The sequence below is a fragment of the Cognatilysobacter tabacisoli genome, assembly GCF_003586305.1.
Classification (GTDB): domain Bacteria; phylum Pseudomonadota; class Gammaproteobacteria; order Xanthomonadales; family Xanthomonadaceae; genus Cognatilysobacter_A; species Cognatilysobacter_A tabacisoli.
Genome location: NZ_KZ987400.1, coordinates 108,658 through 134,407 on the forward strand (window position 1 = coordinate 108,658; position 25,750 = coordinate 134,407).

General features: G+C 73.8%; 20 protein-coding genes and 1 pseudogene. 15 read left to right on the top strand and 6 right to left on the bottom strand.

Annotated features, from left to right (window positions below):
- Positions 1 to 61 precede the first annotated feature (61 nt).
- Positions 62 to 670 (bottom strand): hypothetical protein, encoded by a 609-nt coding sequence (locus tag D3A60_RS00465; RefSeq protein ID WP_119716770.1) that lies wholly within the window; start codon positions 668 to 670, stop codon positions 62 to 64.
- 370 nt (positions 671 to 1,040) lie between these two features.
- Between D3A60_RS00465 and D3A60_RS00470 the strand changes: the two genes are divergently transcribed.
- The 3 genes from D3A60_RS00470 to D3A60_RS00480 all read left to right on the top strand — a co-directional run bounded on the left by D3A60_RS00470 (position 1,041) and on the right by D3A60_RS00480 (position 6,453).
- On the top strand, positions 1,041 to 2,021 hold the full coding sequence (locus tag D3A60_RS00470; protein ID WP_119716771.1) for a hypothetical protein: 981 nt from the start codon (positions 1,041 to 1,043) through the stop codon (positions 2,019 to 2,021).
- Between the two features lie 38 nt (positions 2,022 to 2,059).
- Complete coding sequence (gene plsB / locus D3A60_RS00475) at positions 2,060 to 4,828, top strand: glycerol-3-phosphate 1-O-acyltransferase PlsB (RefSeq protein ID WP_196778598.1); 2,769 nt, start codon at positions 2,060 to 2,062, stop codon at positions 4,826 to 4,828.
- A gap of 146 nt (positions 4,829 to 4,974) precedes the next feature.
- Positions 4,975 to 6,453 carry a tetratricopeptide repeat protein gene (locus D3A60_RS00480; protein WP_119716772.1) on the top strand — a complete coding sequence of 493 codons (1,479 nt, stop codon included), beginning with the start codon at positions 4,975 to 4,977 and terminating at the stop codon, positions 6,451 to 6,453.
- 8 nt (positions 6,454 to 6,461) lie between these two features.
- On the opposite strand, the gene D3A60_RS00485 is transcribed toward D3A60_RS00480, so the two are convergent.
- Positions 6,462 to 6,671, bottom strand: coding sequence for a YdcH family protein (locus D3A60_RS00485; protein ID WP_196778599.1), 210 nt, complete (start codon positions 6,669 to 6,671; stop codon positions 6,462 to 6,464).
- A 66-nt stretch (positions 6,672 to 6,737) separates the two neighbouring features.
- Between D3A60_RS00485 and ttcA the strand changes: the two genes are divergently transcribed.
- The 3 genes from ttcA to D3A60_RS00500 all read left to right on the top strand — a co-directional run bounded on the left by ttcA (position 6,738) and on the right by D3A60_RS00500 (position 9,501).
- Positions 6,738 to 7,661 (top strand): tRNA 2-thiocytidine(32) synthetase TtcA, encoded by a 924-nt coding sequence (gene ttcA, locus D3A60_RS00490; RefSeq protein WP_119716773.1) that lies wholly within the window; start codon positions 6,738 to 6,740, stop codon positions 7,659 to 7,661.
- Positions 7,662 to 7,763: 102 nt separating this feature from the next.
- Positions 7,764 to 8,669: a recombination-associated protein RdgC gene (locus D3A60_RS00495; RefSeq protein WP_119716774.1), complete on the top strand. Its 906-nt coding sequence runs from the start codon at positions 7,764 to 7,766 to the stop codon at positions 8,667 to 8,669.
- Between the two features lie 49 nt (positions 8,670 to 8,718).
- Complete coding sequence (locus tag D3A60_RS00500; protein WP_119716775.1) at positions 8,719 to 9,501, top strand: YgjP family zinc-dependent metalloprotease; 783 nt, start codon at positions 8,719 to 8,721, stop codon at positions 9,499 to 9,501.
- A gap of 24 nt (positions 9,502 to 9,525) precedes the next feature.
- On the opposite strand, the gene D3A60_RS00505 is transcribed toward D3A60_RS00500, so the two are convergent.
- Both D3A60_RS00505 and hemH read right to left on the bottom strand, forming a co-directional pair.
- Positions 9,526 to 10,410: an alpha/beta fold hydrolase gene (locus tag D3A60_RS00505; RefSeq protein ID WP_119717468.1), complete on the bottom strand. Its 885-nt coding sequence runs from the start codon at positions 10,408 to 10,410 to the stop codon at positions 9,526 to 9,528.
- Between the two features lie 23 nt (positions 10,411 to 10,433).
- A complete protein-coding gene (gene hemH, locus D3A60_RS00510; protein ID WP_119717469.1) occupies positions 10,434 to 11,450 on the bottom strand; it encodes a ferrochelatase in 1,017 nt (338 codons plus the stop codon).
- A gap of 236 nt (positions 11,451 to 11,686) precedes the next feature.
- Between hemH and D3A60_RS00515 the strand changes: the two genes are divergently transcribed.
- The 5 genes from D3A60_RS00515 (at position 11,687) to D3A60_RS00535 (ending at position 14,851) form a co-directional block, all read left to right on the top strand.
- Positions 11,687 to 12,553: a lipid-binding SYLF domain-containing protein gene (locus D3A60_RS00515; protein WP_119716776.1), complete on the top strand. Its 867-nt coding sequence runs from the start codon at positions 11,687 to 11,689 to the stop codon at positions 12,551 to 12,553.
- 93 nt (positions 12,554 to 12,646) lie between these two features.
- Positions 12,647 to 12,877 carry a Sec-independent protein translocase subunit TatA gene (tatA, locus tag D3A60_RS00520; protein WP_119716777.1) on the top strand — a complete coding sequence of 77 codons (231 nt, stop codon included), beginning with the start codon at positions 12,647 to 12,649 and terminating at the stop codon, positions 12,875 to 12,877.
- Between the two features lie 27 nt (positions 12,878 to 12,904).
- On the top strand, positions 12,905 to 13,378 hold the full coding sequence (gene tatB, locus D3A60_RS00525) for a Sec-independent protein translocase protein TatB (protein WP_119716778.1): 474 nt from the start codon (positions 12,905 to 12,907) through the stop codon (positions 13,376 to 13,378).
- Positions 13,365 to 14,138, top strand: coding sequence for a twin-arginine translocase subunit TatC (tatC, locus tag D3A60_RS00530; RefSeq protein ID WP_119716779.1), 774 nt, complete (start codon positions 13,365 to 13,367; stop codon positions 14,136 to 14,138). The genes tatB and tatC overlap by 14 nt, the downstream gene beginning before the upstream one ends.
- The gene (locus D3A60_RS00535) at positions 14,135 to 14,851 is read left to right on the top strand and encodes an RDD family protein (RefSeq protein WP_119716780.1); all 717 of its coding nucleotides are present in this window, start codon (positions 14,135 to 14,137) and stop codon (positions 14,849 to 14,851) included. The genes tatC and D3A60_RS00535 overlap by 4 nt, the downstream gene beginning before the upstream one ends.
- A 19-nt stretch (positions 14,852 to 14,870) precedes the next feature.
- Here D3A60_RS00535 and D3A60_RS00540 read toward each other — a convergent pair whose 3' ends face one another.
- Together D3A60_RS00540 and D3A60_RS00545 are read right to left on the bottom strand one after the other, a co-directional pair.
- Complete coding sequence (locus D3A60_RS00540; RefSeq protein ID WP_119716781.1) at positions 14,871 to 15,776, bottom strand: hypothetical protein; 906 nt, start codon at positions 15,774 to 15,776, stop codon at positions 14,871 to 14,873.
- Between the two features lie 67 nt (positions 15,777 to 15,843).
- A pseudogene (locus tag D3A60_RS00545) lies at positions 15,844 to 16,537 on the bottom strand (glutamine amidotransferase); the annotation flags it as partial.
- A 178-nt stretch (positions 16,538 to 16,715) separates the two neighbouring features.
- Here D3A60_RS00545 and glyQ point away from each other — a divergent pair.
- The 4 genes from glyQ to D3A60_RS00565 all read left to right on the top strand — a co-directional run bounded on the left by glyQ (position 16,716) and on the right by D3A60_RS00565 (position 25,705).
- Positions 16,716 to 17,645: a glycine--tRNA ligase subunit alpha gene (glyQ, locus tag D3A60_RS00550; protein ID WP_119716782.1), complete on the top strand. Its 930-nt coding sequence runs from the start codon at positions 16,716 to 16,718 to the stop codon at positions 17,643 to 17,645.
- The gene (glyS, locus tag D3A60_RS00555; protein WP_119716783.1) at positions 17,645 to 19,777 is read left to right on the top strand and encodes a glycine--tRNA ligase subunit beta; all 2,133 of its coding nucleotides are present in this window, start codon (positions 17,645 to 17,647) and stop codon (positions 19,775 to 19,777) included. Before glyQ ends, glyS begins: the two co-directional genes overlap by 1 nt.
- Positions 19,778 to 19,907: 130 nt before the next feature.
- Positions 19,908 to 21,821 (top strand): autotransporter assembly complex protein TamA, encoded by a 1,914-nt coding sequence (locus tag D3A60_RS00560; protein ID WP_157981361.1) that lies wholly within the window; start codon positions 19,908 to 19,910, stop codon positions 21,819 to 21,821.
- A 29-nt stretch (positions 21,822 to 21,850) separates the two neighbouring features.
- A complete protein-coding gene (locus D3A60_RS00565) occupies positions 21,851 to 25,705 on the top strand; it encodes a translocation/assembly module TamB domain-containing protein (protein ID WP_407062751.1) in 3,855 nt (1,284 codons plus the stop codon).
- Positions 25,706 to 25,750 lie beyond the last annotated feature (45 nt).

Genomic DNA, 25,750 nt, shown 5'->3' on the forward strand with positions numbered 1-25,750 from the left:
AGGACGACGCGCGCCCGTCCACCCCGCGCGGGCGGGGCGGGGGCGCGGCGTCAGGCGCCGATCAGGGCAGCGACGCGGTGTAGGTGACGCGGCCGTTGTTGAGGTTCTGGCCGCCGTAGGTGCCGGCCGCCGGAATCACGGAGTTGTCGTACGCGTAGCTCCACGTCGCGGTCTGGTTGACGACGCGGTTGCTGGCGTTGACCGTCACCGAGGTCGACGCGCCGTCCACCAGCGCGGGCACCGGCAGCGCGGTGTTGCTGGTCTCCGACTTGATCTGGGTGAACGAGATCGTGTCGCCGGCGCCATTGGCCAGCGCGCCCAGCGTCGAGGACGCCAGCGTGATGTTGCCGGCGTTGCCGATCAGGCGGGCGGTCACGCCGCTGGCGCCGTTGCCGCCGGTCGCCGCGACGTCGGTGCCGTCGCCGAGCGTCGCGCCGGGAACGGTGAAGGTCAGCAGGTCGACGGTGGCCACGTCGGTCAGCGAGGTGCCGGTACCGACCTGCAGGAACAGCACCTTCGGCACGACCACCTGGAAGTCGAGGCTGGCCTCGGCCGTCAGGGTCGGGTTGCCGTTGGTGGCGTCGATGACGACGTCGGACTCCGCGTGCGCGGCGAGCGGGAGGGCGGCGACGAGCGCGAGGGCAAGCAGGCGGGACGTGGAACGGTTCATCAGGACGGCTCCGGCAGGCAGGTGGACGGACCGGCACGCGCCGGACCCGGACCGGGGTCGCAAAAGTTATGCCAACCTCGTCACGGTTAGACCAAAGTCGCGGCCTATGGGGCTTGCGGAATCGGTCGCAAAACTGAATGGAGGCAAAAGCGGCCACCTCCTGTCGTCAAAAGGTGCCGCTCATCGGCAGGTTTGGGCACATTGGTTCAGCTGCCGTTAGGCCTCGGCCGGGGGGTCGCCCTTGGCCAGCCCCCGGCGGGGTCGGCCAAAGCTTGCGCCCGGTTCCAGACCGGGCATCGCGCGTCGGCGCGGCTTGCCCCCGCCCGCGCCGGCCCGCCAAGATGGCCGCGCGACTGGGGAGCCGCCCGCAATGCCATCGATCCACCCACTGCGCCGCGCGACGTGCCGGGGTGCCCTGCTCGGGGCGCTCGTGCTGGTCGCGTGCACGCGCGAGCCGCCGCAGCGCGCCGCGCCGACGCCGCCGGAGCCGGCCGCGGCGGTAAGGCAGCTGGTCGACGACCTGCGCCGCCACGACTTGGTCGCCTACACGCGCCACGCCGTGCCGCCGGCGCTGCACGCCCGGCTCGAGCAGGCCTGGCGCGAGGACCGCAGCCGCTGGCCGCTGACCGAGCTGCCGCTGCACGACCGCCTGCCCGGCTTCCTCGCGGCGCTGTCGGCGCCGGGCGCCGACAAGGCGCTGCAGGCGACCTACCGCCAGCAGTTCGCCGGCGCGCACGGCGAGCTGCGCTCGGCCGCGACGACGATCAGCCTGTTCGCGGTCAAGTACGTGCGCCAGGAAGGCGACTACAGCGCCGACACGCGCGACCACTACGTCCAGATCATCGAAGCGCTCGGCCGCTGGGGCCAGCGCGCACCGCTCGGCGACCCGCAGCGGGCGCAGGCGACGCTGCCGCAGCTGGTCGCCGCCGCCCGCACCACCGGCCTGGGCGCGCCCGGGGCGATGCGCGAGGCCGGCATGGAGGGCAGCCTCGAGCGACTCGGCCCGTTCTTCGCCCGGCTGCAGCAGGTGGCCGCCGCGTACGGGCTGGACGTCGGGGCGGCGCTGGCGAGCGTACAGGCCGAACGGGTCGCGCTGGACGGCGACCGCGCCCGGGTGCGGCTGCGCTACACGCTGGCCGGCGAGCCGATCGATGCGCACGTGCAGCTCGAGCGCCGCGACGGGGCCTGGTACCTCAGCGACATCCTGCGCCACGCCGAGGCGGCGGTCGCCCCGCCGGCCGACGCCGCGGGCACCGCCGTGGCGGGTGCGGCGGCGGGTCCTCCGGCGACGACGCCCGGCGTTCCCGCAACGAAGGCCGCGCCGGCCGAGGCGCCTGCCGCCCCGCGCTGAGCCCGGCCCACGCCGGGCGTCGGGGCCGAATCGGCATAATGCCGCCGATGCCCAACCAGCCCCCCCTTCCCTTCCCCGGCGCCGACGCCGGCGCGGACGCCGCGGCCGACGCGCGGCGCGCGCCGCCGGCCGGAACGCCCGACGCGGCCGCCGATGGCCGCGCGGACGGTGCGCTGCACGGCCCGGCCACCGCGGCGCCGGAACCGACTGCGTTCGCGCCCGAGCCCGATCCGGCCCAGCCGGAGCTGCCCATGCCGCCGCCGGCGGCCGCCACGGCCGCGTCGCGCCCCGACCTGCGTGCCTTGCGCCGCCGCCCGTGGTGGTCGCGCGTGCTCGGCCGGATGATGGCGCCGTGGGTGTCGCTGACGATCGAGCCGGCCGACCCGGCCCAGTTCGACGACGGCAGCGGCCGCCCGGTCTGCTACGTGCTCGAGGACTACGGCCTGTCGAACGCGCTGATCCTCGAGCGCGCGTGCCGCGAGGCCGGGTTGCCGTCGCCGCTGCAGACGCTGCCGGGCGACCCGGTCGGCCGCAAGCGGGCCTACCTCGCGCTGTCGCGGCGCAACGTCAACACGCTGGCGCAGCTGCAGGCGCTGACCGCCGAGCCGCCGTCGCCGAAGACCCATTCGGGCTCGCTGGCGCGGCTGCTCGCCGCGCACCGCGCCGATCCGGCGCTCGACGTGCAGCTGGTGCCGGTGTCGATCTTCGTCGGCCGCGCGCCGGACAAGACCAGCGGCTGGTTCTCGGTGCTGTTCTCCGAAAACTGGACCCTGGTCGGCCGCTTCCGCCGGCTGCTGGCGATCGCGCTGAACGGTCGCGACACCCTGGTGCGGTTCTCGCCGCCGGTGTCGCTGCGCGGCGTGATCGACGAGGGCCTGCCGCCCGAGCGCACGGTGCGCAAGCTGTCGCGCGTGCTGCGCGCGCACTTCCGCCGGATCCGCGCGGCGGTGATCGGCCCGGACCTGTCGACCCGGCGGCTGCTGGTCGACCGCGTGCTCGGTTCCGAATCGGTCCGCGAAGCGATCGTCGACCAGGCCCGCCGCGACAACAGCAAGCCGGCCGATGCGTGGAAGAAGGCGCACGCCTACGCCTACGAGCTGGCTGCCGACTACTCGCACCCGGTGGTGCGCTCGCTGAGCTTCATCCTGACGCCGGTGTGGAACCGCATCTACCGCGGCGTGCTGGTCCACCACCTCGACCGCCTCAAGCAGGACGCGCCCGGCCACGAAGTGGTCTATGTGCCGTGCCACCGCAGTCACATGGACTACCTGCTGCTGAGCTACCTGCTGTACTCGCGCGGCATCGTGCCGCCGCACATCGTCGCCGGCATCAACCTCAACCTGCCGGTGGTCGGCAGCCTGCTGCGCAAGGGCGGCGCGTTCTTCATCCGCCGCAGCATCCGCGGCAACATGCTGTATTCGGCGGTCCTGAGCGAGTACGTCGCCCAGCTCGTCGCCGGCGGCTACTCGATCGAGTACTTCATCGAGGGCGGGCGCTCGCGCACTGGCCGGCTGCTGCCGCCGAAGGGCGGCATGGTCGCGATGACGCTGCGCGCGTACCTGCGCCAGCCGACCCGGCCGGTGCTGTTCCAGCCGGTGTACATCGGCTACGAAAAGCTCATGGAGGGCAACAGCTACCTCGACGAGCTGACCGGCAAGCCCAAGGAGAAGGAATCGATCTGGCAGCTGCTATGGGGCATCCCGAAGGTGCTGCGAAGCAACTACGGCCAGGTGGTGGTCAACTTCGGCGAGCCGATCCGCCTGACCGAGGTGCTCGCCGAGCAGGCGCCGGACTGGGACGGCCGCGCCGTGCCGGAGGAAGAGAAGCCGGCGTGGCTGGCCAACACCGTCGACGTGCTGGCCGAGCGCATCCAGGTCAACGTCAACCGCGCCGCCGACGTCAATCCGATCAACCTGCTGGCGCTGGCGCTGCTGTCGACGCCGAAGCACGCGATGGGCGAGTCCGACCTGCTCGAGCAGATCGCGCTGAGCAAGACGCTGCTGGCCGAACTGCCGTACTCCGACCGCATCACGGTGACCCCGCACACGCCGCGCGAGATCGTCGCCCACGGCGAGGAGATCAACGTGCTGCAGCGCACGCCGCACCCGCTCGGCGACGTGCTCGGCGTGTCCGGCGACAACGCGGTGCTGCTGAGCTACTTCCGCAACAACGTGCTGCACCTGTTCACCGCGGCGTCGTGGATCGCGTGCTGCTTCCAGAACACCAGGCGCATGTCGCTGAACTCTGTGCTGCGCGTCGGCCGCAGCGTGTACCCGTTCCTGCAGGCCGAGCTGTTCCTGCCGTGGAGCGAGGACGAGTTCGCGCAGCGGCTCGAGCGCACCGTCGACGTGTTCGTCCGCGAGGGCCTGCTCGAGCACGTCAGCGACGACGACGGCGGCATCCTCGGGCGCAATGCCGGCCAGACCGACGAGGTGTTCCGCCTGCGCGCGATCGGCCACTCGCTGCAGCAGGCGTTCGAGCGCTATTACATCGCGATCTCGGTGCTGGTGAAGAACGGCCCGGGCACGCTGTCGTCGGGCGAACTGGAAAGCCTGTGCCAGCTCGCCGCGCAGCGGCTGTCGCTGCTGTACGCGCCGGCCGCGCCGGAGTTCTTTGACAAGACCCTGTTCCGCGGCTTCATCCAGAAGCTGCGCGAACTCAAGCTGGTGTGGCCGGACCAGAACGGCAAGCTGGCGTTCGACCAGCGCCTCGACACGTGGGCGCGCGACGCCAAGTTCATCCTCGGCCGCGAGCTGCGCCACACGATCGAGAAGGTGAGCCCGGAAGCGGCACCGCCGGCGGCCTGACCGGCCGCACCCGGCCGCACGACTGGCCGGTCGACCGGGTCCGCGACCGCGCGGGCCTGGCGCCATCGCGCCCCACGCCGCCGCGCCCATTCAGGCGCGCGGCGGCAAACGCGATACGCTCGCCTTCGCGTCAGGGGGCGCGCCGCATGACCGATCGCACCACGCCATCCGCAACGGACCGCGGCGACGACGCCGCACGCTCGCCGCGCTGCATCGCGTGGCCGGCGCTGTGCGCGCTGCTCGGCGCGAGCCTGCTCGCGATGACGGCCGCGTACGTGTCCGCCGAGCGCGGCCGCGACCGGGCGCAGGCGACGGCGACCCAGCGCGAGGCCGCGCTGCGCTTCGTCGCCGACGAGATCCTTGGCCAGGCCGATCCGTACGCCCCGCGCGCCGTCGAGCGCGACCCGAGCGTGCGCGCGGCGATCGACCGCGCCGCCGCGACCGTCGACCGCCGCGCCGAGGTCGACCCGGCCGCCGCCGCGACGATCCACGCGCTGGTCGGCGACGTCTATTTCGGCCATGACGAACACGCCGCCGCGATCGACCACTACCGCCGCGCGCTGGCGCTGTACCGGCGCGCGCGGCCGCTGCAGTCCGACGCGATGGTGCGCGTCGAAACCTCGCTGTGCGACGTGCAGCGCATCGCCGCGCGGCTGATCGAGGCGGAGGCGGCATGCACGGCGGCGCTGCGGCGCGCGCGCGAGGCCGGCACCGGCGTCGCGCTGGCGACGCTGAAGCTCGGCCAGCTGCGGGGCGAGCAGGGGCGCTACCGCCAGTCGCAGGCGCTGCTGCAGCCGCTGCTCGCCGACACCGCGCTGCTCGGCGACCGCAAGGCGCGCGGCGAGCTGCACTGGGCGCTCGGACTGGCGGCCCGCGCGCTCGGCCAGTACCCGCAGGCGCGCGCGCACTTCGAACAGCTCGCCGCGGTCGCGCACGAGCTCGGCCCCGACAGCACCTGGATCGGCTGGGCCTACAACTCGCTCGGCAGCGTGCTGGTCGAGACCGGCGAGTACGAACGCGCCGACGCGATGCTGGTGCGCGCGCGCAGCGCCTTCGCGCGCAGCCAAGGCCCGAACCAGATCGAGACCTACATGCCCGACGCGTGGCGCGCCGAGATCCGGCTGCAGCGCGGGCAGTGGGACGAGGCGATCGCGATGCTGCGCGGCATCCTCGCCGGCTGGGGCGGCAAGCTCGCCGCCGACCACCCGCTGCGGCTGCGGATCGAGGCCAACCTGGCGTGGGCGCTGGCGATGGACGGGCAGCGCTCGCTGGCCGGCGACATGCTCGAGGCCACGCTGCGCGCCGAACTGCTCGAGCGCCGCGACGACCGCACCGCGGCGTACCGCACGCTGCGCTGGACCCGCACCGCGCTCGCGCTCGACCGCGTGGCCCAGGCCGACGAGCTGCTGCGCGCGTTCGACGCCGCCGCGTCGCAGCTGCCCGATCCGCACCCGCTGCGCGCCGAGGCGACGTGCCTGCGCGCACGCTGGCTGCGCGTGGCCGGCGACGGCGAAGCCGCGCGGCGCGAATCGCGCACCTGCGTGCAGCGGCTGGCGGCGTTCTATCCGCCGGGCCACCCGCTGCAGCGCGAGGCCGCGGCGCTCGGCGGCGGCGCGTCCGGCTGACCCCGGCCTCAGGCCGGTTCGTCGGGGATCAGCGCGCTTTCCAGCCGCGAGATGCAGTCCTTCAGCAGCAGCCGGCGCTTCTTCAGGCGCTTGACCGAGAGCTCGTCGGCGTCGGCATCGCGGACCAGCCGGTCGATCGCCGCGTCGAGATCGCGATGCTCCATCCGCAGCTCGGCCAGCTTGCGCGCGATCTGGGCGGGGTCGAGGTTCTCGATCATCGTTCGAGCTTAACGCGCGGCCGCGGCGCCCGACACCGTGGCGCGGGCCGGTAGAATGGCCGGTCGATGAGCACCGTCCTGCCCCTGCCCACGCTGTCGCCCGCATTGCCGCTGGCCGAGCCCGCACCGCACGCGCGCAGCGAACGGCGTCGCGCGACCGAGCTGAACCGGCTCGCCAAGCGACTGCGCCACCAGGTCGGCCGCGCGATCGCCGACTTCGGCATGATCGAGGACGGCGACAAGGTCATGGTGTGCCTGTCCGGCGGCAAGGACAGCTACACGATGCTCGACATCCTGCTGCAGCTGCAGAAGAAGGCGCCGGTGCGCTTCGAGCTGGTCGCGGTCAATCTCGACCAGAAGCAGCCGGGTTTCCCCGAGCACGTGCTGCCGGCGTACCTGGCCTCGATCGGGGTCGAGTACCGCATCCTCGAGCAGGACACGTATTCGGTCGTCACCCGCGTCGTGCCCGAGGGCAAGACGATGTGCTCGCTGTGCTCGCGCCTTCGCCGCGGCGCGCTGTACACGTACGCCGAGGAGAACGGCTTCACGAAGATCGCGCTCGGCCACCACCGCGACGACCTGGTGGCGACGTTCTTCCTGAACCTGTTCTTCCACGCCAAGCTCAGCGGCATGCCGCCGAAGCTGCTCAGCGACAACGGCAAGCACGTGGTGATCCGCCCGCTGGCCTACGTGCGCGAGGACGACATCGCCCAGTACGCCGCGCTGAAGGATTTCCCGATCATCCCGTGCAACCTGTGCGGCTCGCAGGAGAACCTGCAGCGCAAGCAGGTCAAGCGGATGATGGACGCGTGGGAGGCCGAGTCGCCCGGGCGTATCGAGACGATCGCGCGCGCGCTCGGCGACATCCGGCCGTCGCAGCTCAGCGACCCGAAGCTGTTCGATTTCCTCTCGCTCGGCGCGCGCGCCGACGCGCCGCCGCCGGCCGCGCACGACTGGCTCGCCGGCGACCCGCACGACCAGCACGACTGACCCGAACCCTTCCGCCCTGCCGACGCGCGCCGCGCCCGGCGCGGCGTCCGCCGTCGCGCCGCCCCGCGCCGCCCGGCCCCGACATTCGAGAGACCGCACTGCATGTTCTTCCGCAACCTGACCCTGTTCCGCTTCCCCACCTCGATGACGTTCGACGCGCTCGACGCCGGCCTGGGCGAGTGCGAGCTCACGCCCGTCGGCCCGCTGGAGCTGTCGACGCGCGGCTTCATCCCGCCGTTCGGCCGCGACACCGAGGCGCTGTCGCACCGCCAGTCCGACGCGATCTGGCTCAGCGTCGGCGGCGAGGACCGGATCCTGCCCGGCGCGGTGGTCAACGACCTGCTGCAGAAGAAGCTCGCCGAGATCGAGCGCAAGGAAGGCCGCAAGCCCGGCGGGCGCACGCGCAAGCGGATCAAGGACGAACTGGTCACCGACCTGCTGCCGCGGGCGTTCGTGAAGCCCAGCCGCACCGACGCGATCCTCGACCTCGGCCACGGCGTGGTCGCGGTCGACACGTCGAGCCGCAAGACCGGCGAGTCGGTGGTCAGCGAGATCCGCCGCGCGCTCGGCAGCTTCCCGGCGCTGCCGCTGAACGCCGAAGTCGCGCCGCGCTCGGTGCTGACCGGCTGGGTCGCCGGCGAGACGATGCCCGACGGCCTGTCGCTCGGCGACGAGTGCGAGCTGCGCGACCCGATCGACCAGGGCGCGGTGGTGAAGGTGCAGCGCATGGAGCTGCAGAGCGACGAGATCGCCAAGCACCTGGAGTCCGGCAAGCAGGTCACGCGGCTGGCGCTGAACCTCGACGACCACGTGTCGTTCGTGCTCGGCGAGGACCTGGTCGTGCGCAAGTTCAAGCTGCTCGACGGCGCCGTCGACGAGCTCGAGTCCGGCGAGCGCGACGACCTGCGCGCCGAGCTCGACGCGCGCTTCATCCTGATGGCCGGCGAGTTCAAGCGGCTGTTCACCGTGCTCGAGGCCGCGCTGAAGCTGTCGAAGGTCGACGGCTGACGCGCGCCGCGCGTTATCCTGACGGCCACGCCCCCGCGTCCGCACGCCCTTGTTCCGATTGCTAGCCGGCAAACCGCGCGCGCGCGTCCGCACGATCGCGCGTGACTCCCTGTCGATCACCCTGCCCGACGGCCAGTGCGTCGAGCTGCTGCGCGTGCGCCACCCGCGCGCGCGCCGGCTGCGGCTGAGCGTCGACGAGCGCGGCGCGCGGCTGACGCTGCCGCCGCGCGCGAGCGACGCCAGCGGCGAGCGCTTCGTGCTCGAGCACGCCGACTGGCTCAGCGCCCAGCTGGCCGGCTTCGGCGCCGCGCCGCCGCCGCTGCAGCCGTTCGTCACCGACGCGGTGCCGCTGCGCGACGCGCTCCTGCCGCTGGCGTGGCGCGAAGGCCGGTTCCTGCGCCTGGACCACGACGCCGACGGCCTGCGCATCACCGCGCCGGCGGACGTGCGGCTGCCGTCGCTGCGCCGCGCGATGCGCGACTTCTACGAGGCGCAGGCGCGCGCCGACGTGGGCCGCTGGATGCCGCGCTACCTGCCGGGACTGCCGCGGCCGCCGTCGCGGGTGCGGCTGGGGATGACCTCGTCGCAGTGGGGCTCGCTGTCGCCCGACGGCGCGCTGTCGCTGGACCTGGCGTTGGTCGTCGCGCGGCCGAGCGCGTTCGAGTACGTGCTCGTCCACGAGCTGTGCCACCTGATCCACGCCGACCACTCGCGGCGCTTCTGGCGCGAGGTCGAGGCGCGCTTCCCGGCGTGGCGCGAGGAGCGCGACTACTTCAAGGCCGAGGGCCGGCGGCTGAAGGCCTCGCTGCGCGTGCTGCTGGCGGCCAAGTAGCCGCGCGGGCGCCGCGCATGCGGGTCACGCGGCGGTCGCGCCCGCCGTCGCCGGCGCGGTGAAGAAATCGCCGATCAGCGCCGCGACCCGCTCCGGATCTTCCATGTGCAGGTGGTGGCCGCCGTCGACGACGACCAGTTCGCCGCGCGGCAGCAGCGCCGCGCGCTCGCGCCGCAGCGCGTCGGGCAGGTACGGCTGGGCCGGGTCGGCGAAGATCACCCGGGTCGGGCACTCGATGCCGGCGACCAGGTCGCGCACCTGCGGCTCGGTCATGCGCTGCATCGTCGGCAGGGTCAGGCGCGGGTCGCTCGACCAGGTGAAGCCGCCCTCGACCGGCACGACGCCGCGCTCGACCAGCCGCCGCGCGGCGTCCTCGGACAGCCGGCTGCCGACCATCGCGCCGGCCGCGGCGCGCGCGCGCACGGCGACGGCGAGGTCCGGAAACACGCGCAACGACTTGCCCGGCAGCGTGCGCGCGGCGGCGATCGCATCGCGCAGCCGCGCCACCGTGCGCTCGGGCACCTCGGCCAGCGCGCCGAGCGCCTCGATCGCGACCAGCCGCTCGACCCGCTGCGGGCACGCGGCGGCGACGAGGCTCGCGATGCCGGCGCCCATCGAGTGGCCGAGCAGGCTGAAGCGCTCCCAGCCGAGCGCGTCGGCGATATTGAGCACGCCGTTGACCGCCGCGGCGAACGAGTAGTCCGCACCGGGCGGCAGGTGCGCGCTGGCGCCATGGCCGGGCAGGTCCGGCGCGACCAGATCGAGCCCGGGCAGCAGCGGGGCGATCGGCACGAAGCTGGCGGCGTTGTCGAGCCAGCCGTGCAGCGCGAGCACGCGCACGTCGCCGGGCTTGCCCGCTCGCAGGCCGGCGATGCGGCCGCCGCGCGTGTCGAGGCTGAATTCGCGCATCGCCGCCGCGACCGGCGCCGCGCTCATCGCGCCGCGCCCAGCGCGCGAGCGGCGACGTCGGCGATCGCTCGCGCGTGCGCCGGGCTGTCGTTGAGGCACGGGATGTAGCGCAGCGTGCCGCCGACCGCGTGGAACTCCTCGGCCAGCTCCATCGAGATCTCCTCGAGCGTCTCGATGCAGTCGACCGCGAAGCCGGGCGCGACCACGTCAACGGTGGTGATGCCGCGCGCGGCGAGGACTTTGAGCGTGTCGCTGGTCGACGGCTCCAGCCACTTCTCGCGGCCGAAGCGCGACTGGTAGCTCAGCGTCCAGGCGTCGTCGGCCAGCCCGAGCGCCGCGGCGATCGCGCGGGCGCCGGCCACGCACTCGGTCGCGTACGGGTCGCCGCGGTCGACGAAGCGCTGCGGCAGGCCGTGGAACGAGAACAGCAGGTGGCCGTCGTCGCCGTTGGCGGCGCGGTGCGCGCGGATCGAGCCGGCGACGGCCTCTACCCAGCCCGGATCGAGGTGGTAGTCGCGCACCAGCGCAACGTCGATGCCGCCGAGCTTGGCCGCGGCGTCCTCGACCGACGCGGTGGTCGACGTCGAGTACTGCGGGTACAGCGGCAGCACCTGCACGCGCGTGACGCCCTCGCCGCGCAGGCGCTCGACCACCGACGCCATCGACGGGTTGCCGTAGCGCATCGCCGATTCGACCCGCACGCCGGGCAGCTCGCGCTGCACCGCGCGGGCCAGCCGGCGCGTGTACGCGGCCAGCGGCGAGCCGCCGTCGTCGCCGGGCAGCCAGATGCTGGCGTACTTGCGCGCGACCTTCGACGAGCGGATCGGCAGGATCACGAAGTGCAGCAGCGGGCACCAGAGCCAGCGGCTCAGGTCGACCACGCGGTAGTCGTGCAGGAACTCGGCCAGGTAGCGGCGCACGGCGGGTGCGGTCGGCGCGTCGGGCGTGCCGAGGTTGACCAGCAGCACCGCGATGTCGGGGCGGTCGGGCGTCGCGGCGGCGGAGTCGTCGGTCCGGCGGGTGATCGGCAGGCTGTTCATCGGCATAGGATGACAGCGCGGGTCGGCGCCCGCGCGGCGCACACCGCAACGGGGCGTCCCGCGCGCGATGCGCATCCGTGGCGCGGGTCGTCCGCGGTGCGGTCGGGTTCCGTCCCGATTCATCGCCGCGTTACTAGCCTGAACGCCGAGCGGTCGAACCCACGACCGCCGCCCGCGCTCGATCACCGCCGCGTGTCGACCGCACCCCTGCCGCCGCTGCCCCGCCGGAGTCCGCCATGCCCCTTGCCCCCCCGCCCCGCCGTCCGCGCGCCGCGCGCCTGGTTGCGCCGCTGCTCGTCGCCCTCAGCCTCGCCGCCGGCACCGTGGTCGCCGGCCCGGTGCAGGACGAGCGCGCCCGCAACGCGGTGCGCGTGCTGACCGACATCCAGCAGATCCCGGAGTCGGCGATCCCCGACAAGCTCTTCGACGAGGCCCGCGCGATTGTCGTGGTGCCCGACGCGGTCAAGGTCGGGCTGGTGCTCGGCGGCCGGCGCGGCCACGGGCTGGTCTCGGTCAAGTCGCCCGACGGCACCTGGTCTAACCCGAGCTTCGTGACCCTGACCGGCGGCAGCATCGGCTTCCAGGCCGGCGTGCAATCGTCCGACATCGTGCTGGTGTTCCGCAGCGAGCGCGGGCTCGACTCGATCGTCAACGGCAAGATCACCCTCGGCGCCGATGCCGGCGTCGCCGCCGGCCCGGTCGGCCGCAACGCCGGCACGATGACCGATGGCCAGCTCAAGGCCGAGATCTGGTCGTGGTCGCGCGCACGCGGGTTGTTCGCCGGCGTCGCGCTCGACGGCGCGGTGCTGTCGATCGACGACGCGGCGAACGAGTCCGTCTACGGCCGCGACACCACGCCGCGGATGATCTTCGAGGGCCGCGCCGGCGGCGCGCCGTCGAGCGCGATCGTCGACTTCCGCGACCGCCTCGAGGAGGCGACCAGCGTCGCCCGCGCGCGTCGCACCGACGAGCCGGTCACGCGTCCGGCCGCGCGCCCCGCGCCGGCCGCGACGGCGCCGCAGCCGGCAGCCGCCGAGCCGCAGCCGCAGACCCAGGGCTTCGAGACCGTCGAGAGCCCGACCCAGGTCGAGCCGCTGCCGTGACCGCCGACGGCGCCCGCCGCGCGCGGGCGCCGTAACGATTCCGACCCGGGCGCTGCGGTATCCTGCCGGCCCTGATTCCTACCGAGCGTCCCGATGGGCAGCTTTAGCATTTGGCACTGGCTGGTCGTGCTGGTGATCGTGGTGCTGGTGTTCGGCACCAAGCGCCTGGGCAGCGTCGGCAAGGACGTCGGCGAAGCCGTCAAGGGCTTCAAGAAGGGCATGCAGGACGACGACAAGCCGGCCGGTTCGCTGGCCGACGAGTCGCGCCGCGAGGACGCGGCCAAGCCGAGCGACGTCCGCAACGACGACCACGCGCCGCGCTGACCGCGCGCCCGCGCGCGCCGACCGGCCATGTTCGACATCGGCTTTTCCGAGCTGTTCGTGATCGCGGTCGTCGCGCTGATCGTGCTCGGTCCCGAACGCCTGCCCAAGGCCGCGCGCTACACCGGCCTGTGGGTGCGGCGCGCGCGCGCGCAGTGGTACGCGGTCAAGGCCGAGTTCGAGAACGAGCTGGCCGACGACGAGCTGCGCCGCAGCCTGCGCGACACCGGCCAGCAGCTGCGCGACGCGCGCGACGCGGTGCACGGCGAGGGCGAGCGGATGATCCGGGACGTGCGCAGCGCGGTCGCGCCGGCGGCGACGGTGGGCTCGACGACGCGCGACGTGCACGACGAGGACGCGGCGTGGGCCGCGCCCGACGCGATGGCGCCGCCCGCCGCGACGCCGGCTCCGGTCGACGGTGCGCCCGCAGACTCCCGGCCCGCCGACTCCGGGCCCGCCGATACGCCCGGGTCGCTGGCGCAGGATTCCGATGAGCGCCGCTGACCGTTTCGGGCCGGAGCCCGACGCGGCGGTCGAGCCGCGCCTGATCGACCACCTGATCGAACTGCGCGCGCGCCTGCTGCGCTCGGTGATCGGGCTGCTGGTCGTGTTCGCGGCGCTGATGCCGTTCGCGTCGGAGCTGTACGGACTGTTCGCGCAGCCGCTGCTGGCGACGCTGCCGTCGAACGGCCAGCTGGTCGCCGTCGACCCGGCCGGCGGCTTCTTCGTGCCGGTCAAGCTGGCGTTCTTCACCGCACTGCTGATCTCGGTCCCGTGGCTGCTGTACCAGGCCTGGGCGTTCGTCGCCCCCGGACTGTACCGGCGCGAGAAGCGCCTGGCGCTGCCGCTGCTGGCGTCGGCGGTGACGCTGTTCTACGCCGGCTGCGCGTTCGCGTTCTTCCTCGTGCTGCCGATGGTGTTCGGCTTCCTCGCCAAGTTCACCCCCGAAGTCGTGGCGATGACGCCCGACATCGCCAAGTACCTCGACTTCGTGCTGGTGATCTTCCTGGCGTTCGGCCTGAGCTTCGAGCTGCCGGTGGCGCTGGTGATCCTGGTGCTGCTGGGCTGGGTGACGCCGGCGCAGCTGCGCGAGTGGCGCGGCTACGCGATCGTCGGCGTGTTCGTGATCGCCGCGGTGATCACCCCGCCCGACGTGGTCTCGCAGCTGATGCTCGCGATTCCGATGTGCCTGCTGTACGAGGTCGGCATCGTCGCGGCCAGCTGGCTCAAGGGCCGACCCGACCCCAACGCCGCCGCGGAATGACCGCGCGCGCCGGCGACGCGTCGGCCGCGGTGGCGGCCGGTTTCTGGCACCGCTACGCGGCCTGGTCGCTCGACGCCGCGCTCGCGGCGCTGCCGGCGTGGGCGCTGGTCGCCGGGCCGGCGACGCGCGCGTTCGCCGACGCCGCGGCCTCGTTGCAGCGGGTGCTCGACGCGCAGATGCAGGCGCTGGCCGCCAGCGCGCGCGACGGCGACCCCGTGCTCACCGCGATGCTGCGCCTGCTGCGCGACCCGGCGGTGCACGCGGCAAGCACGGCGCTGCAGGCCGATGCGGTGCGCGCCGCTGCATGGCCGCTGGCCGCGTTCGCGCTGGTGCTGGCGGTACTGCACGTCGCCGGCGAACGGTCGCGCTGGCGCGGCAGCCCGGGCAAGCGGGCACTCGGGCTGGTGGTGGTCGATGCCGACGGGCGCCGGCTCGGCACCGGCCGCGCGCTGGGCCGGTTCGTCGCCGGCGGCGCGTCGTGGCTGACGTTGAACATCGGCCACCTGCTCGCATTGCGCGGGCCCCGGCACCTCGCCCTGCACGACCGGCTCAGCGCGACGCGCGTGCTGGCGACCGCGAATGCGCCGATGCCCGGCTGGGCGCGCGGGTGGATCGCGCTGCAGCTGGTGCTGGGGGTCGTCGCCGGACTGTTCGCCGCGCGCGGGCTCGCCGCGGCGATCGTCGCGGCGACCGCGCGCGCGATGCCGTACTAGACAGCCCCAGCGCGCCCGCTCAGGCCGCGACTTCGCCCGGGTTCGCGGGCGGCGGCGGCACGTCGCCGCAGACGTCGCGCCACAGGAAGTACATGACCCCGAACAGCACCACGTACAGCACCAGCAGGAAGCCCAGGTACACCGGCAGCGCCAGCGCCGCGCCGACCAGCGGATGGACCAGCGCGCCGACGACGCCGAGCACCGCCAGCACCATGCCCAGCACCAGCGCGATCACCAGCATCGCCGCCATCGCGACGATCGCCAGCACCAGCAGCGGCAGCAGGTTCTTCAGCGTGCCGACGATGCCGTCGCCGATCGCAGCGCCGACCCGGCGCGCGCCGAGCGCGACCTGGCCGAAGCCGATCGCGTAGACGCCGCCGAGGAACAGCGCCAGCAGCGACACCAGCCCGAGCACGCGGCCGAAGCCGTCCGGCGGCGCCGGCAGGTCCTCCGGCTCGACGGGCGGGCGCTGCGCCAGCTCGGCCACCTGCTGGTACCAGGTCAGCAGCCCGTCGCCGAAGATCGAAACGACCGCCCACGCCATCAGCAGGTAGAGGCCGGTGATGAGCAGGCCGAGCGAGATCAGCCGTCCGGCGCCCTGGCCCTGCTTGAACGGCGCGAACACGTCGGTCGACCGCGCCGGCAGGCCGCGCTCGCTGGCGTCGATCACGCGCAGGTAGCCGCCGATCAGCGGCGGCATCAGCACCAGCGACAGCAGCGTCGCGGCCAAGGCGACCGCCATCGCGCCTTCGCCGCCGGGCTGAACCGCGCCGAGCAGCAGCACCTGCACGATGCTCGGTACCAGCGCGACGCCGGCCAGCAGCGCGGCGCCGCCGAACACCGCGCGCGGGTTGCGGCGGCCGAGATTGATGCTGCGTCGCAGCCAGTGCAGGCCGGCGAGCGGGCCGAGGGAGCGGGTGGTCATGGTGGGCAGGGTCCGTCGAAGGGGGCCGGGCGCGCGGGCGCGCGCCGATCGGTGGCGGGAACTCGGGGTGGTCGGCGGGCCGCGCGTCAGCGCGACAGCGCGCGCGCGTGGCGCACGAAGCGGCGCAGCACCCGGCGCGCATGCGGCGTCGCGCTGACCTTGCGCGCCAGCGTCGACGCGCACGTGCCCTCGTCGCGCAGCGCGTCGCGGCGCGCGTGGACGTAGCCGCGCATGTGGGTCGCGCTGAACTCCGGGTGGAACTGCACGCCCCAGGCGCGGTCGCCGACCCGGAACGCGTGGCAGTCGTCCTGCGCCGAGCGCGCCAGCACCGTCGCGCCGTCCGGCGCGCGCAGCACGCTCTGCAGGTGGGTCGCCTGCGCGGCGAAGCGCGGCGGCAGGCCGGCGAACAGCGGGTCGTCGCCGGCGTGGTCGTGCAGGTCGATGTCGACCGTGCCCATCTCGCGGCCGGCCGGGTTGTAGTCGACCTGGCCGCCGAACGCGTGCGCGATCAGCTGGTGGCCGTAGCAGATGCCGAACACCGGCAGGCCGGCGTGCACCGACTCGCGCAGCCAGTCGGCGCTGCGCTCGCTCCAGTCGTGGCGCTCGGTGACCATCGCGCCGGAGCCGGTGACGATCGCGCCGGCGAAGCCCTCGCGGGTCGGCAGCGGGTCGCCGGCCTGGACGTTGACGACCACCGCGTGGTCGGCCGGCAGCGCGGCGGCGACGCGGATCCAGTGCGGGAAGCCGCGATGGCGGCGCATCGACGCGACCGGCTGGCCGGTTTCGAGGATCAGGAAGGGCTGGGTCACGACGGCGGGCGACGGGGTCCGGGGCGGCGGGAACGGCGGGAAAATCGCGCCCCTGCAGCGGCGCGCAGGCCAGGAACCGCAAGGCCCGTCGCTATACTAGCGCGCTTTGCTGCAGTGCAAGAGCGAGCCCATGGACGCCTCCCCGCCGACCACCGCCCCGACCTTCCAGGAGCTGATCCAGCGGCTCAACGCCTACTGGGCGCGGCAGGGCTGCGTGCTGATCCAGCCGCTCGACCTGGAGGTCGGCGCCGGCACGTTCCACCCGGCCACGTTTCTGCGCGCGCTCGGCCCGGAGCCGTGGAACGCCGCCTACGTGCAGCCGTGCCGCCGGCCGACTGACGGCCGCTACGGCGAGAATCCGAACCGCCTGCAGCGCTACTACCAGTACCAGGTGGCGATGAAGCCGTCGCCGGACAACATCGTCGAGCTGTACTTCGACTCGCTCAAGCAGCTCGGCATCGACCCGCTGGTGCACGACCTGCGCCTGGTCGAGGACAACTGGGAGTCGCCGACGCTCGGCGCGTGGGGCCTGGGCTGGGAGGTCTGGCTCAACGGCATGGAGGTCACCCAGTTCACCTACTTCCAGCAGGCCGGCGGGCTCGAGTGCCGGCCGGTGCTCGGCGAGATCACCTACGGCCTCGAGCGCCTGTGCATGTACCTGCAGAACGTCGACAACGTGTTCGACCTGGTCTGGACGCACGGCCCGGACGGCACCCCGGTGACCTACCGCGACGTCTACCACCAGAACGAGGTCGAGCAGTCGGCCTACAACTTCGAGCACGCCGACGTGGCCGAACTGTTCCACCGCTTCGACGCGTGTGAGAAGGAGTCGCTGACATTGATCGAACTCGGCCTGCCGCTGCCGGCGTACGAGCAGGTCTGCAAGGCCTCGCACAGCTTCAACCTGCTCGACGCGCGGCGCGCGATCTCGGTCACCGAGCGCCAGCGCTACATCCTGCGCGTGCGCCGGCTGGCACAGGGCGTCGCCGAGGCGTACGCCGCGCAGCGCGAGAAGCTCGGCCACCCGGGCCTGAAGCGCGACGCACGGGAGGCCGCGTGATGGTGCGCGCCGACATGCAGCCGCTGCTGGTCGAACTGGGCACCGAGGAGCTGCCGGTCAAGGCGCTGCCCGCGCTCGCGCAGGCGTTCTTCGACGGGGTGATCGACGGCCTCGCGCAGCGCGGCATCGCGTTCGACCGCGACGGCGCCAAGCCGCTGTACTCGCCGCGCCGGCTCGCGGTGCTGCTGCCGGGCGTCGCGCTCGAGCAGCCGGAGCAGTCGTCCGAGGTGCTCGGCCCGTACCTCAACATCGCGCTCGACGCCGACGGCCAGCCGACGCGGGCGCTGCAGGGCTTTGCGGCGAAGGCCGGCATCGACTGGACACAGCTGCAGCGCGCCACCGACGCCAAGGGCGAGCGCTTCGTGCACCGCTCGGTGACCCCGGGCGCACGCACTGCCGCCCTGCTGCCGGAGATCGTCAACGCCGCGGTCGCCGGCATGCCGATCCCCAAGCCGATGCGCTGGGGCGCGCACGCGCACGGCTTCGCGCGGCCGGTGCACTGGCTGGTGCTGCTGCTCGGCAAGGACGTCGTCGACGCCACCGTGCTCGGCGCGCGCAGCGACCGCATGAGCCGCGGCCACCGCTTCATGCACGACAAGCCGGTGTGGTTCAGCACGCCGGACGACTACGTCGCGTTCCTGCGCGGCGCCAAGGTGCTGGTCGACCCGAACGAGCGCCGCGCGCGCATCGTCGCCGAGGTCGAAGGCGCCGCGCGCGCCGCCGGCGGGACCGCGCGCATCGACGCCGGCATCCTCGAGGAGGTCAACGGCCTGGTCGAGTGGCCGAAGGCGATCGCCTGCGGGTTCGAGCGCGAGTTCCTCGCCGTGCCGCAGGAAGCGCTGATCGCGACGATGGAGGCCAACCAGAAGTTCTTCCCGGTGCTCGACGCCGACGGCAAGCTCAGCGAACGCTTCGTCGGCATCGCCAACATCGAGTCGAAGGACGAGGCCGCGGTGCGTACCGGCTACGAGCGGGTGATCCGCCCTCGCTTCGCCGACGCGAAGTTCTTCTTCGTCGAGGACATGAAGCAGGGGCTGGCGTCGATGAATGCCGGCCTAGCCACGGTGAAGTACCAGGACAAGCTCGGCACCGTCGCCGACAAGGTCGCGCGCGTGGCGGCGCTGGCGAAATCCATCGCCGCGCAGGTCGGCGTCGACCCGGTGCAGGCCGAACGCGCCGCGTCGCTGGCCAAGGCCGACCTGCAGTCGCGCCTGGTCAACGAGTTCCCCGAGCTGCAGGGGATCGCCGGCCGCTACTACGCGGCGGTCGAGAACCAGCCGATCGACGTCGCGCACGCGATCGACGAGGCGTACATGCCGCGCTTCGCCGGCGACGCGATCGCGCCGTCGAAGCTCGGCCAGGTGCTGGCGATCGCCGAGCGCCTCGACACGCTGGCCGGCGGGTTCGCCGCGGGCCTGAAGCCGACCGGCAACAAGGACCCGTTTGCGCTGCGGCGCAATGCGCTGGGGCTGGCGCGGACGCTCTTGGAAGGGAAGATCGACATTGCTCCTCAGGACGCCATCGACGGCGCACTTCTCCGGGTGCAGGCCGACATGGCCCGCCTCGGCACCGCGAAGGTCGACGTCTCCGGCGATCTGTCGCTCGAGAACATCCTGCTCGGCAAAGAGATCCTCGACTTCATCAAGGAGCGGCTGCGTGCGTATTACGCCGATCGTGGCGTGTCGCCCCAACAGTTCGATGCGGTGTCGAGCGTCGAGCATGACTCGCTGCTCGACTTCGACCGCCGCCTGCAGGCGATCGGCGAGTTCGCCAAGCTGCCCGAGGCCGACGCGCTCGCCGCGGCCAACAAGCGCATCGGCAACATCCTGAAGAAGGTCGACGGCGCGCTGCCGACCGCAATCGACCCGCGTCTTTTCACCGAGACGGCCGAGCGCGAGCTGCACGAGGCCGTCGACGCCGCGATCGCCGACACCGACCCGCTGCTCGCGCAGCGCGACTACGTCGCCGTGCTCGGCCGGCTGGCGCGGCTGCGCCCGCAGGTCGACGCGTTCTTCGACCAGGTGCTGGTCAACGCCGACGACGCCGCGGTGCGCAACAACCGGCTGGCGCTGCTCAAGCGCCTGTCCGACCGGCTCGGCGGCGTCGCCGCGATCGAGCACCTGTCGATGTGACCGTCCGCGCGCCGCGCCGGCGACGGCGCGGCGTAGGCACGTGCACCCGCCACGACCCCGCCGACCGGGCCGCGCCCCTCCGTCGCGGCGCGGTAACGACGCACGAACGGGCGGCAGGTATCCTCGCCGCATGACGGCCCTCCCCCGACTGCTCATCGCGGTGTCGCTGTGCCTGCTCGCCGCCGGCACCGCGCACGCCGCGAAGATCAGCAGCGTCGAGATCCGCGGCCTCGACGAGGCGATGGAGCTCAACGTGCGCACCGCGCTGTCGGCGGTCGACGCGATCGGCCGCGAGACCTCGGGACGGCGCATCGGCTACCTGCTGCGCGAGGCCGAGCGCGAGACGCGCGAGGCGCTGGAGCCGTTCGGCTACTACTCGCCGACGATCACCGTCGAGCGCACCCGCGACGGCGTCACCACCGTGGTCGGCGACGAACCCGCTGCCGCCGCACCCGGCGACGCCGCGACCACCGACCCCGCGACCGCTGACGACGCGGCGCGCACGCGCGCGGCGAACACGTCGCCCAACACATCGCCCGTGGCGGTGACCATCACCGTGCAGCTCGGCGAGCCGGTGACCGTGCGCCGCGCCGACGTCGGCATCGACGGCGAAGGCAGCCGCGACCGCTACCTGCGCGAGGACCTCGCCGCGTTCGAACCCGACGTGGGCGCGGTGTTCGACCATGCGCTGTACGAAGCGAGCAAGACGCGCATCACCCGGCGGCTGGCCGAGCGCGGCTACTTCGACGCCGACTTCCTGACCCGCCGGGTCGAGGTCACCCGCGCCGAGCGCGCCGCCGACATCGACCTGCGCTGGACCAGCGGCCCGCGCTACGACATGGGCGAGATCACCATCGTGCAGTCGCCGCGGCGCGTGCTGCGGCCGGGCATCGTCGACCAGCTGGTCTACTGGGAACAGGGCAGCTACTACCACCAGGGCAAGCTCGACCGCTTCCGCGAGTCGCTGGCCAAGCTCGACTACTTCAGCAGCATCGACATCGTCCCGCACCCCGAGGATGCGGTCGACGGGCAGGTGCCGGTCACCGTCACGCTGACGCCGGCCAAGCGCAGCATCTACACCGCCGGCCTGAGCTACGGCACCGACAGCGGCGCCGGCGTGCGGCTCGGGGTGGAGCGCCGCTACGTCAACGACCGCGGGCACAAGGCGCTGGCGCAGATCGACTACGCGCAGCGGCGCAAGACCGCCACGCTGCAGTACCGCGTGCCGGCGTTCGCGTGGCTCGACGGCTGGTACACCGCGAGCCTGCAGTTCGCCGACGAGCAGACCGACTACATCGACACCCGCCGCATAGCCCTCGTCGGCAGCCGCAGCGGGCAGATCAACCGGCGGCTCAACGCGGTCGCGTCGGTGACCGCGCTGCGCGAGCGCTGGAGCTACGTCGACCGCGTGCAGACGCTGCCGTTCCCGGCGCCGCCGGTCGAGTACCGCTACGCGACGTTCCTGTACCCGTCACTGCGCGGCGAGTACATCGACGCCGACGACCGGATCTTCCCGCGCGACGCGATCGGCGTGACCGCCGAGGTCAAGGGCGGGCTCGAGGGCGTCGGCTCCGACGCGAACTTCCTGCAGACCCACGCGATCGGCCGCTGGTACCAGGGCATCGGCGCGCGCAACCGGCTGATCGTGCGGGCCGAAGCAGGCAGCACGTGGACCAACGCGCTGGTGCAGATGCCGCCGAGCCTGCGCTTCTTCGCCGGCGGCGACCGCAGCATCCGCGGCTACGGCTACCGCGAGGTCGGCCCGAGCAACGTCGGCGCCGACGGCAAGCGCTACGCGCTCGGCGCGAAGAACGTCGTCACCGCCAGCGCCGAGTTCGAGCGCTACTTCAACGACAGCTGGGGCGCGGCGGTGTTCGTCGACACCGGCGACGCGTTCGACGACACGCCCGACCTGCGCACCGGCGTCGGCGTGGGCGCGCGCTGGCGCTCGCCGGTCGGGCCGGTGCGCATCGACATCGCGCGCGGGCTCAACGACCCGGACTCGGCGTTCGAGCTGTACCTCAACATCGGAGCGGACTGGTGATCGGCCGCATGCGACGCACGCCTGCGCCGGTGCCGGCGCCCGACCCCGCGCGCGACGCGCGCATCGCCGAGCTGCGTGAGCGCCGGCGCGCGCGCGTGCGCTGGCTGGTCGTGCGCGGCAGCCTGCTGACCGGCGCGCTCGGCGTGCTGCTGGTGCTGGCGCTGTACTGGCTGCTGACGACCGTGGGCGGGCGCGACCTGCTGCTGGCGCAGATCGTCGCGCGGCTCCCGGCCAACGCCACGCTGACGTGGAGCCGCGCCGAGGGGCCGGTGTCGGGGCCGATGACGCTGACCGACGTGCGCTTCGCGATGGACCACCTGGTGTTCACCGCGCGCCGCGTGCACCTCGACCCGGCGCTGCGCCCGCTGCTCGGCCGGCGCCTGCGGCTCGACGCGCTGCACGTGTCCGGCGCGCGGCTCGCGCTGCCCGAGAGCGACGAGCCGTTCGAGCTGCCGCGCTGGCCCGACGTGCTGCCCGACATCAACCCGCCGCTCGGCCTGCAGGCCGACGACGTGCGCGTCGACGGGCTGGCGATCACCCGCGGCGGCGAGCCGCTGCTCGACATCCGCACGCTGCGCGCGGGTGTCGACGCGCGCCGGGGGCGGCTGCACGTCGACCGGCTCGAGCTCGACAGCGACCGCGGCCGGCTCAGCGCGCGCGGCGACTACGTGCCGGCCGACAACTACCGCACCGATGTGACCGCGCGGCTCGAACTGCCGGCGGCGACCGGGCGCACGCGGCCGGTGCTGGGCTTCGTCGCGCGCGGCGACCTCGCGCGGATGGACGTCGCGGCGGCCGGGAACGCGCCGGCCCCGACGCGCATCACGCTGGCGCTGCGCGGGCAGGACGACCCGCGCTGGCGCCTGCGCGCGCGCAGCGAAGGCCTCGACGTCGGCTTCCTGACCGGCGCGCCGGCCGGCGAATCGCCGGTGCCGATGACGTTCGCGTTCGATGCCGACGGCGTCGGCGGGCAGGCCGACCTGCGCGGCACGTTCGCCCAGGGCGAGCTGCGCGCGACGGTGCTGCCGTCGAAGGTGCGCGTCGAGGACCAGGTGCTCGAGGTCGCGCCGCTCGCGCTCGAACTGCTCGACGGCCGCGCGACGCTGCGCGGCCGCGCCGACTTCACCGACCCGGCCAACGCGCGTTTCCGCTTCGCGGTCAACGCGCGCGGGCTGACCTGGGGCGGCGCATCGACGACCGCGACCACGCCGGCGCGCGCCGCGAACGACATGCCGGCCGTCACCGGCGATGCCGACCTCGGCGTCGCCGGCACGCTGCAGTCGTGGGCGGCGATCGGCCAGGCGCGGCTCGCACGCGACGGCCAGGACGCGACGCTCGACTTCAACGCGCGCGGCAACGACCGCCGCGCGACGCTGCGCACGCTGAAAGCGACGATGCCGACCGGCACGCTGGCCGGTCAGGGCACGGTGACGTGGGACCCGGCGCTGGCGTGGACGTTCGACGCGCGACTGGCCGGCTTCGACCCGGGCTACTTCGCGCCGGACTGGGGCGGCGCGGTCAGCGGCCAGCTCGCCAGCGACGGCCGCACCCGCGACGACGGCGGGCTCGAAGCGAGCCTCACCTCGCGCGACCTCGTCGGTCGCCTGCGCGGCCGGCCGCTGCGCGGCAGCGCGCGCGTCGCGATGCACGGGCCAGCGCGCGCCGGCGCGAACGCGTCGTACGACGGCGAGGTCGCGCTGACGCTCGGCGGCAGCCGCCTCGATGCGCGCGGCCGCGTCGCCGACGTGCTCGACATCGACGCGCGCTTCAGCCCGGTGGTGCTCGGCGACCTGCTGCCCGACGCCAGCGGCACGCTGCGCGGCACGCTGCGGCTGCGCGGGCCGCGCACCGCGCCTGACGTCGACGCCGACCTGTCCGGCAGCGCGCTGCGCTACGGCGACTACGCCGCCGAGACCCTGTCGCTGCGCGGCCGCCTGCCGTGGGCGCGCGGCAGCGGCGCGCTGGCGTTGCGCGCCAGCGGGCTGTCGGCCGGGCTGCCGTTCGACACGCTGGCGCTCGACGCGCGCGGTGCGGTCGAGAACCTGCAGTTCGACGCCGACGCGCGCGGCGACGTTGGCACCCTGGCGCTGGCCGGCAGCGCGCGCCGCAGCGGCGCGACGTGGCAGGGCGCGCTGGCGTCGCTGCAGCTGGCGCCGAGCCGCGGCGCGACGTGGCGGCTGCAGCAGCCGGCGACGTGGCGCTGGGACGGCCGAAGTGGCGCGCTGTCGAGCAGCTGCCTGGCCGCGAGCGACGGCGGCACGCTGTGCGCGAGCGCCGACTGGCCGCGGCGCGGGCTCGAGGTCCGCGGCGAAGGCCTGCCGCTGGCGCTGGCGATTCCCTATCTTCCCGAGCGCGACGACCGCCGGCCGTGGCTGCTCAACGGCGAGGTCGCGCTGGACGCGCAGGTGCGTCCGGTCGGCAACGCGTGGCGCGGCACCGCGACGCTGCGCTCCGCGCACGGCGGCCTGCGCAACAGCGCGCGCGCGCGGCGCGAGCTGCTCAGCTACGACAACCTCACGCTCGACGCGACGTTCGATCCGAACCGGCTCACGCTGCAGCTGGCCAGCGCATTAAACGAGGACGGACGGCTCGAAGCGCGCATCGCCACCGGCTGGGACGGCTACGCGCCGCTGGCCGGCGAGATCGCGCTGAACACCGACGAGCTGACGTGGATGGAGCTGCTGTCGCCGGACATCGTCGAGCCCAAGGGCCGGCTCGACGGCCGCATCTCGCTGGCCGGCACGCGCGCGCAGCCGCAGCTCGGCGGCCAGGCGCGGCTGACCGGCTTCACCACCGAGCTGCCGGCGCTGGCGATCGTGCTCGAGGACGGCGACGTGCGCCTCGATGCGCAGCCCGACGGCAGCGCGCGCATCACTGGCAGCGTCCGCTCCGGCGACGGCGTGCTCGCGGTCGGCGGCGCGCTGAACTGGCGGAATGCCGACGCGCCGCTGCTGCTGACGCTGCGCGGCGACAACGTGCTGGTGTCGGACACTCGCGACCTGCGCGCGGTCGCCAGTCCGGACCTGCAGGTGCGCTACGCCGCCGGCCAGCCGATCACGGTGACCGGCACCGTGCGCGTGCCGTCGGCGGTGATCGACCTGGAGCGCCTCGACCAGGGCGTGTCGGCGTCGCCGGACGTGGTCGTGCTCGATCCGGTCGACCCGGAGCGCACGGCCGACTCGCCGCTCGACCTCGACCTGGCGCTGGTGCTCGGCGACGACGTGCGGCTCAACGGCTTCGGCCTGACCGGCGCGCTGACCGGGCAGCTGCGCGTGCGCGCGCGGCCCGGGCGCGAGATGGTCGGCAACGGCCAGCTGGACGTCGAGGGCCAGTACGAAGCGTACGGGCAGGACCTCGACATCACCCGCGGCCAGCTGACGTGGTCGAACAGCCCGATCTCCGACCCGCGCCTGGACGTGCGCGCCGAGCGCGAGGTCGGCGACGTCACCGCCGGCGTCGACATCCGCGGCCGCGCCAGCGCGCCGACCGCGACCGTGTGGTCCGACCCGGCCACGTCGCAGTCCGAGGCGCTGTCGTACCTGACGCTCGGCCGCCCGCTGTCGACGCTGACCGGCGACGAGAGCCGCCAGCTCAACGCCGCCAGCGCCGCGCTGTCGGCCGGCGGCAGCCTGCTGGCGTCGCAGATCGGCGCGGCGATCGGGCTCGACGATGCCGGCGTCAGCGAAAGCCGCGCGCTCGGCGGCAGCGTGCTCGGCTTCGGCAAGAAGCTCTCGCCGCGCCTGTACGTCGGTTACGGCGTCTCGCTGCTCGGCACCGGCCAGGTGCTGATGCTGAAGTACCTGCTGCGCAAGGGCTTCGACATCGAGATCGAATCGAGCACGGTCGAGAACCGCGCATCGCTGAACTGGCGGCGGGAGAAGTAGGCGCCGCGATTTGCGATTCGTGTGCATTCACGATTCGCGATTCGC

Coding starts and splice junctions, on each gene's coding strand:
- plsB (WP_196778598.1), top strand. CDS start 2,060: ATGCCGCCGATGCCCAACCAGCCCCCCCTTCCCTTCCCCGGCGCCGAC.
- D3A60_RS00540 (WP_119716781.1), bottom strand. CDS start 15,776: ATGACCACCCGCTCCCTCGGCCCGCTCGCCGGCCTGCACTGGCTGCGA.
- D3A60_RS00470 (WP_119716771.1), top strand. CDS start 1,041: ATGCCATCGATCCACCCACTGCGCCGCGCGACGTGCCGGGGTGCCCTG.
- hemH (WP_119717469.1), bottom strand. CDS start 11,450: ATGAACAGCCTGCCGATCACCCGCCGGACCGACGACTCCGCCGCCGCG.
- ttcA (WP_119716773.1), top strand. CDS start 6,738: ATGAGCACCGTCCTGCCCCTGCCCACGCTGTCGCCCGCATTGCCGCTG.
- D3A60_RS00515 (WP_119716776.1), top strand. CDS start 11,687: ATGCCCCTTGCCCCCCCGCCCCGCCGTCCGCGCGCCGCGCGCCTGGTT.
- glyS (WP_119716783.1), top strand. CDS start 17,645: ATGGTGCGCGCCGACATGCAGCCGCTGCTGGTCGAACTGGGCACCGAG.
- D3A60_RS00505 (WP_119717468.1), bottom strand. CDS start 10,410: ATGCGCGAATTCAGCCTCGACACGCGCGGCGGCCGCATCGCCGGCCTG.
- D3A60_RS00465 (WP_119716770.1), bottom strand. CDS start 670: ATGAACCGTTCCACGTCCCGCCTGCTTGCCCTCGCGCTCGTCGCCGCC.
- D3A60_RS00535 (WP_119716780.1), top strand. CDS start 14,135: ATGACCGCGCGCGCCGGCGACGCGTCGGCCGCGGTGGCGGCCGGTTTC.
- D3A60_RS00495 (WP_119716774.1), top strand. CDS start 7,764: ATGTTCTTCCGCAACCTGACCCTGTTCCGCTTCCCCACCTCGATGACG.
- tatB (WP_119716778.1), top strand. CDS start 12,905: ATGTTCGACATCGGCTTTTCCGAGCTGTTCGTGATCGCGGTCGTCGCG.
- tatC (WP_119716779.1), top strand. CDS start 13,365: ATGAGCGCCGCTGACCGTTTCGGGCCGGAGCCCGACGCGGCGGTCGAG.
- D3A60_RS00560 (WP_157981361.1), top strand. CDS start 19,908: ATGACGGCCCTCCCCCGACTGCTCATCGCGGTGTCGCTGTGCCTGCTC.
- tatA (WP_119716777.1), top strand. CDS start 12,647: ATGGGCAGCTTTAGCATTTGGCACTGGCTGGTCGTGCTGGTGATCGTG.
- D3A60_RS00480 (WP_119716772.1), top strand. CDS start 4,975: ATGACCGATCGCACCACGCCATCCGCAACGGACCGCGGCGACGACGCC.
- glyQ (WP_119716782.1), top strand. CDS start 16,716: ATGGACGCCTCCCCGCCGACCACCGCCCCGACCTTCCAGGAGCTGATC.
- D3A60_RS00485 (WP_196778599.1), bottom strand. CDS start 6,671: ATGATCGAGAACCTCGACCCCGCCCAGATCGCGCGCAAGCTGGCCGAG.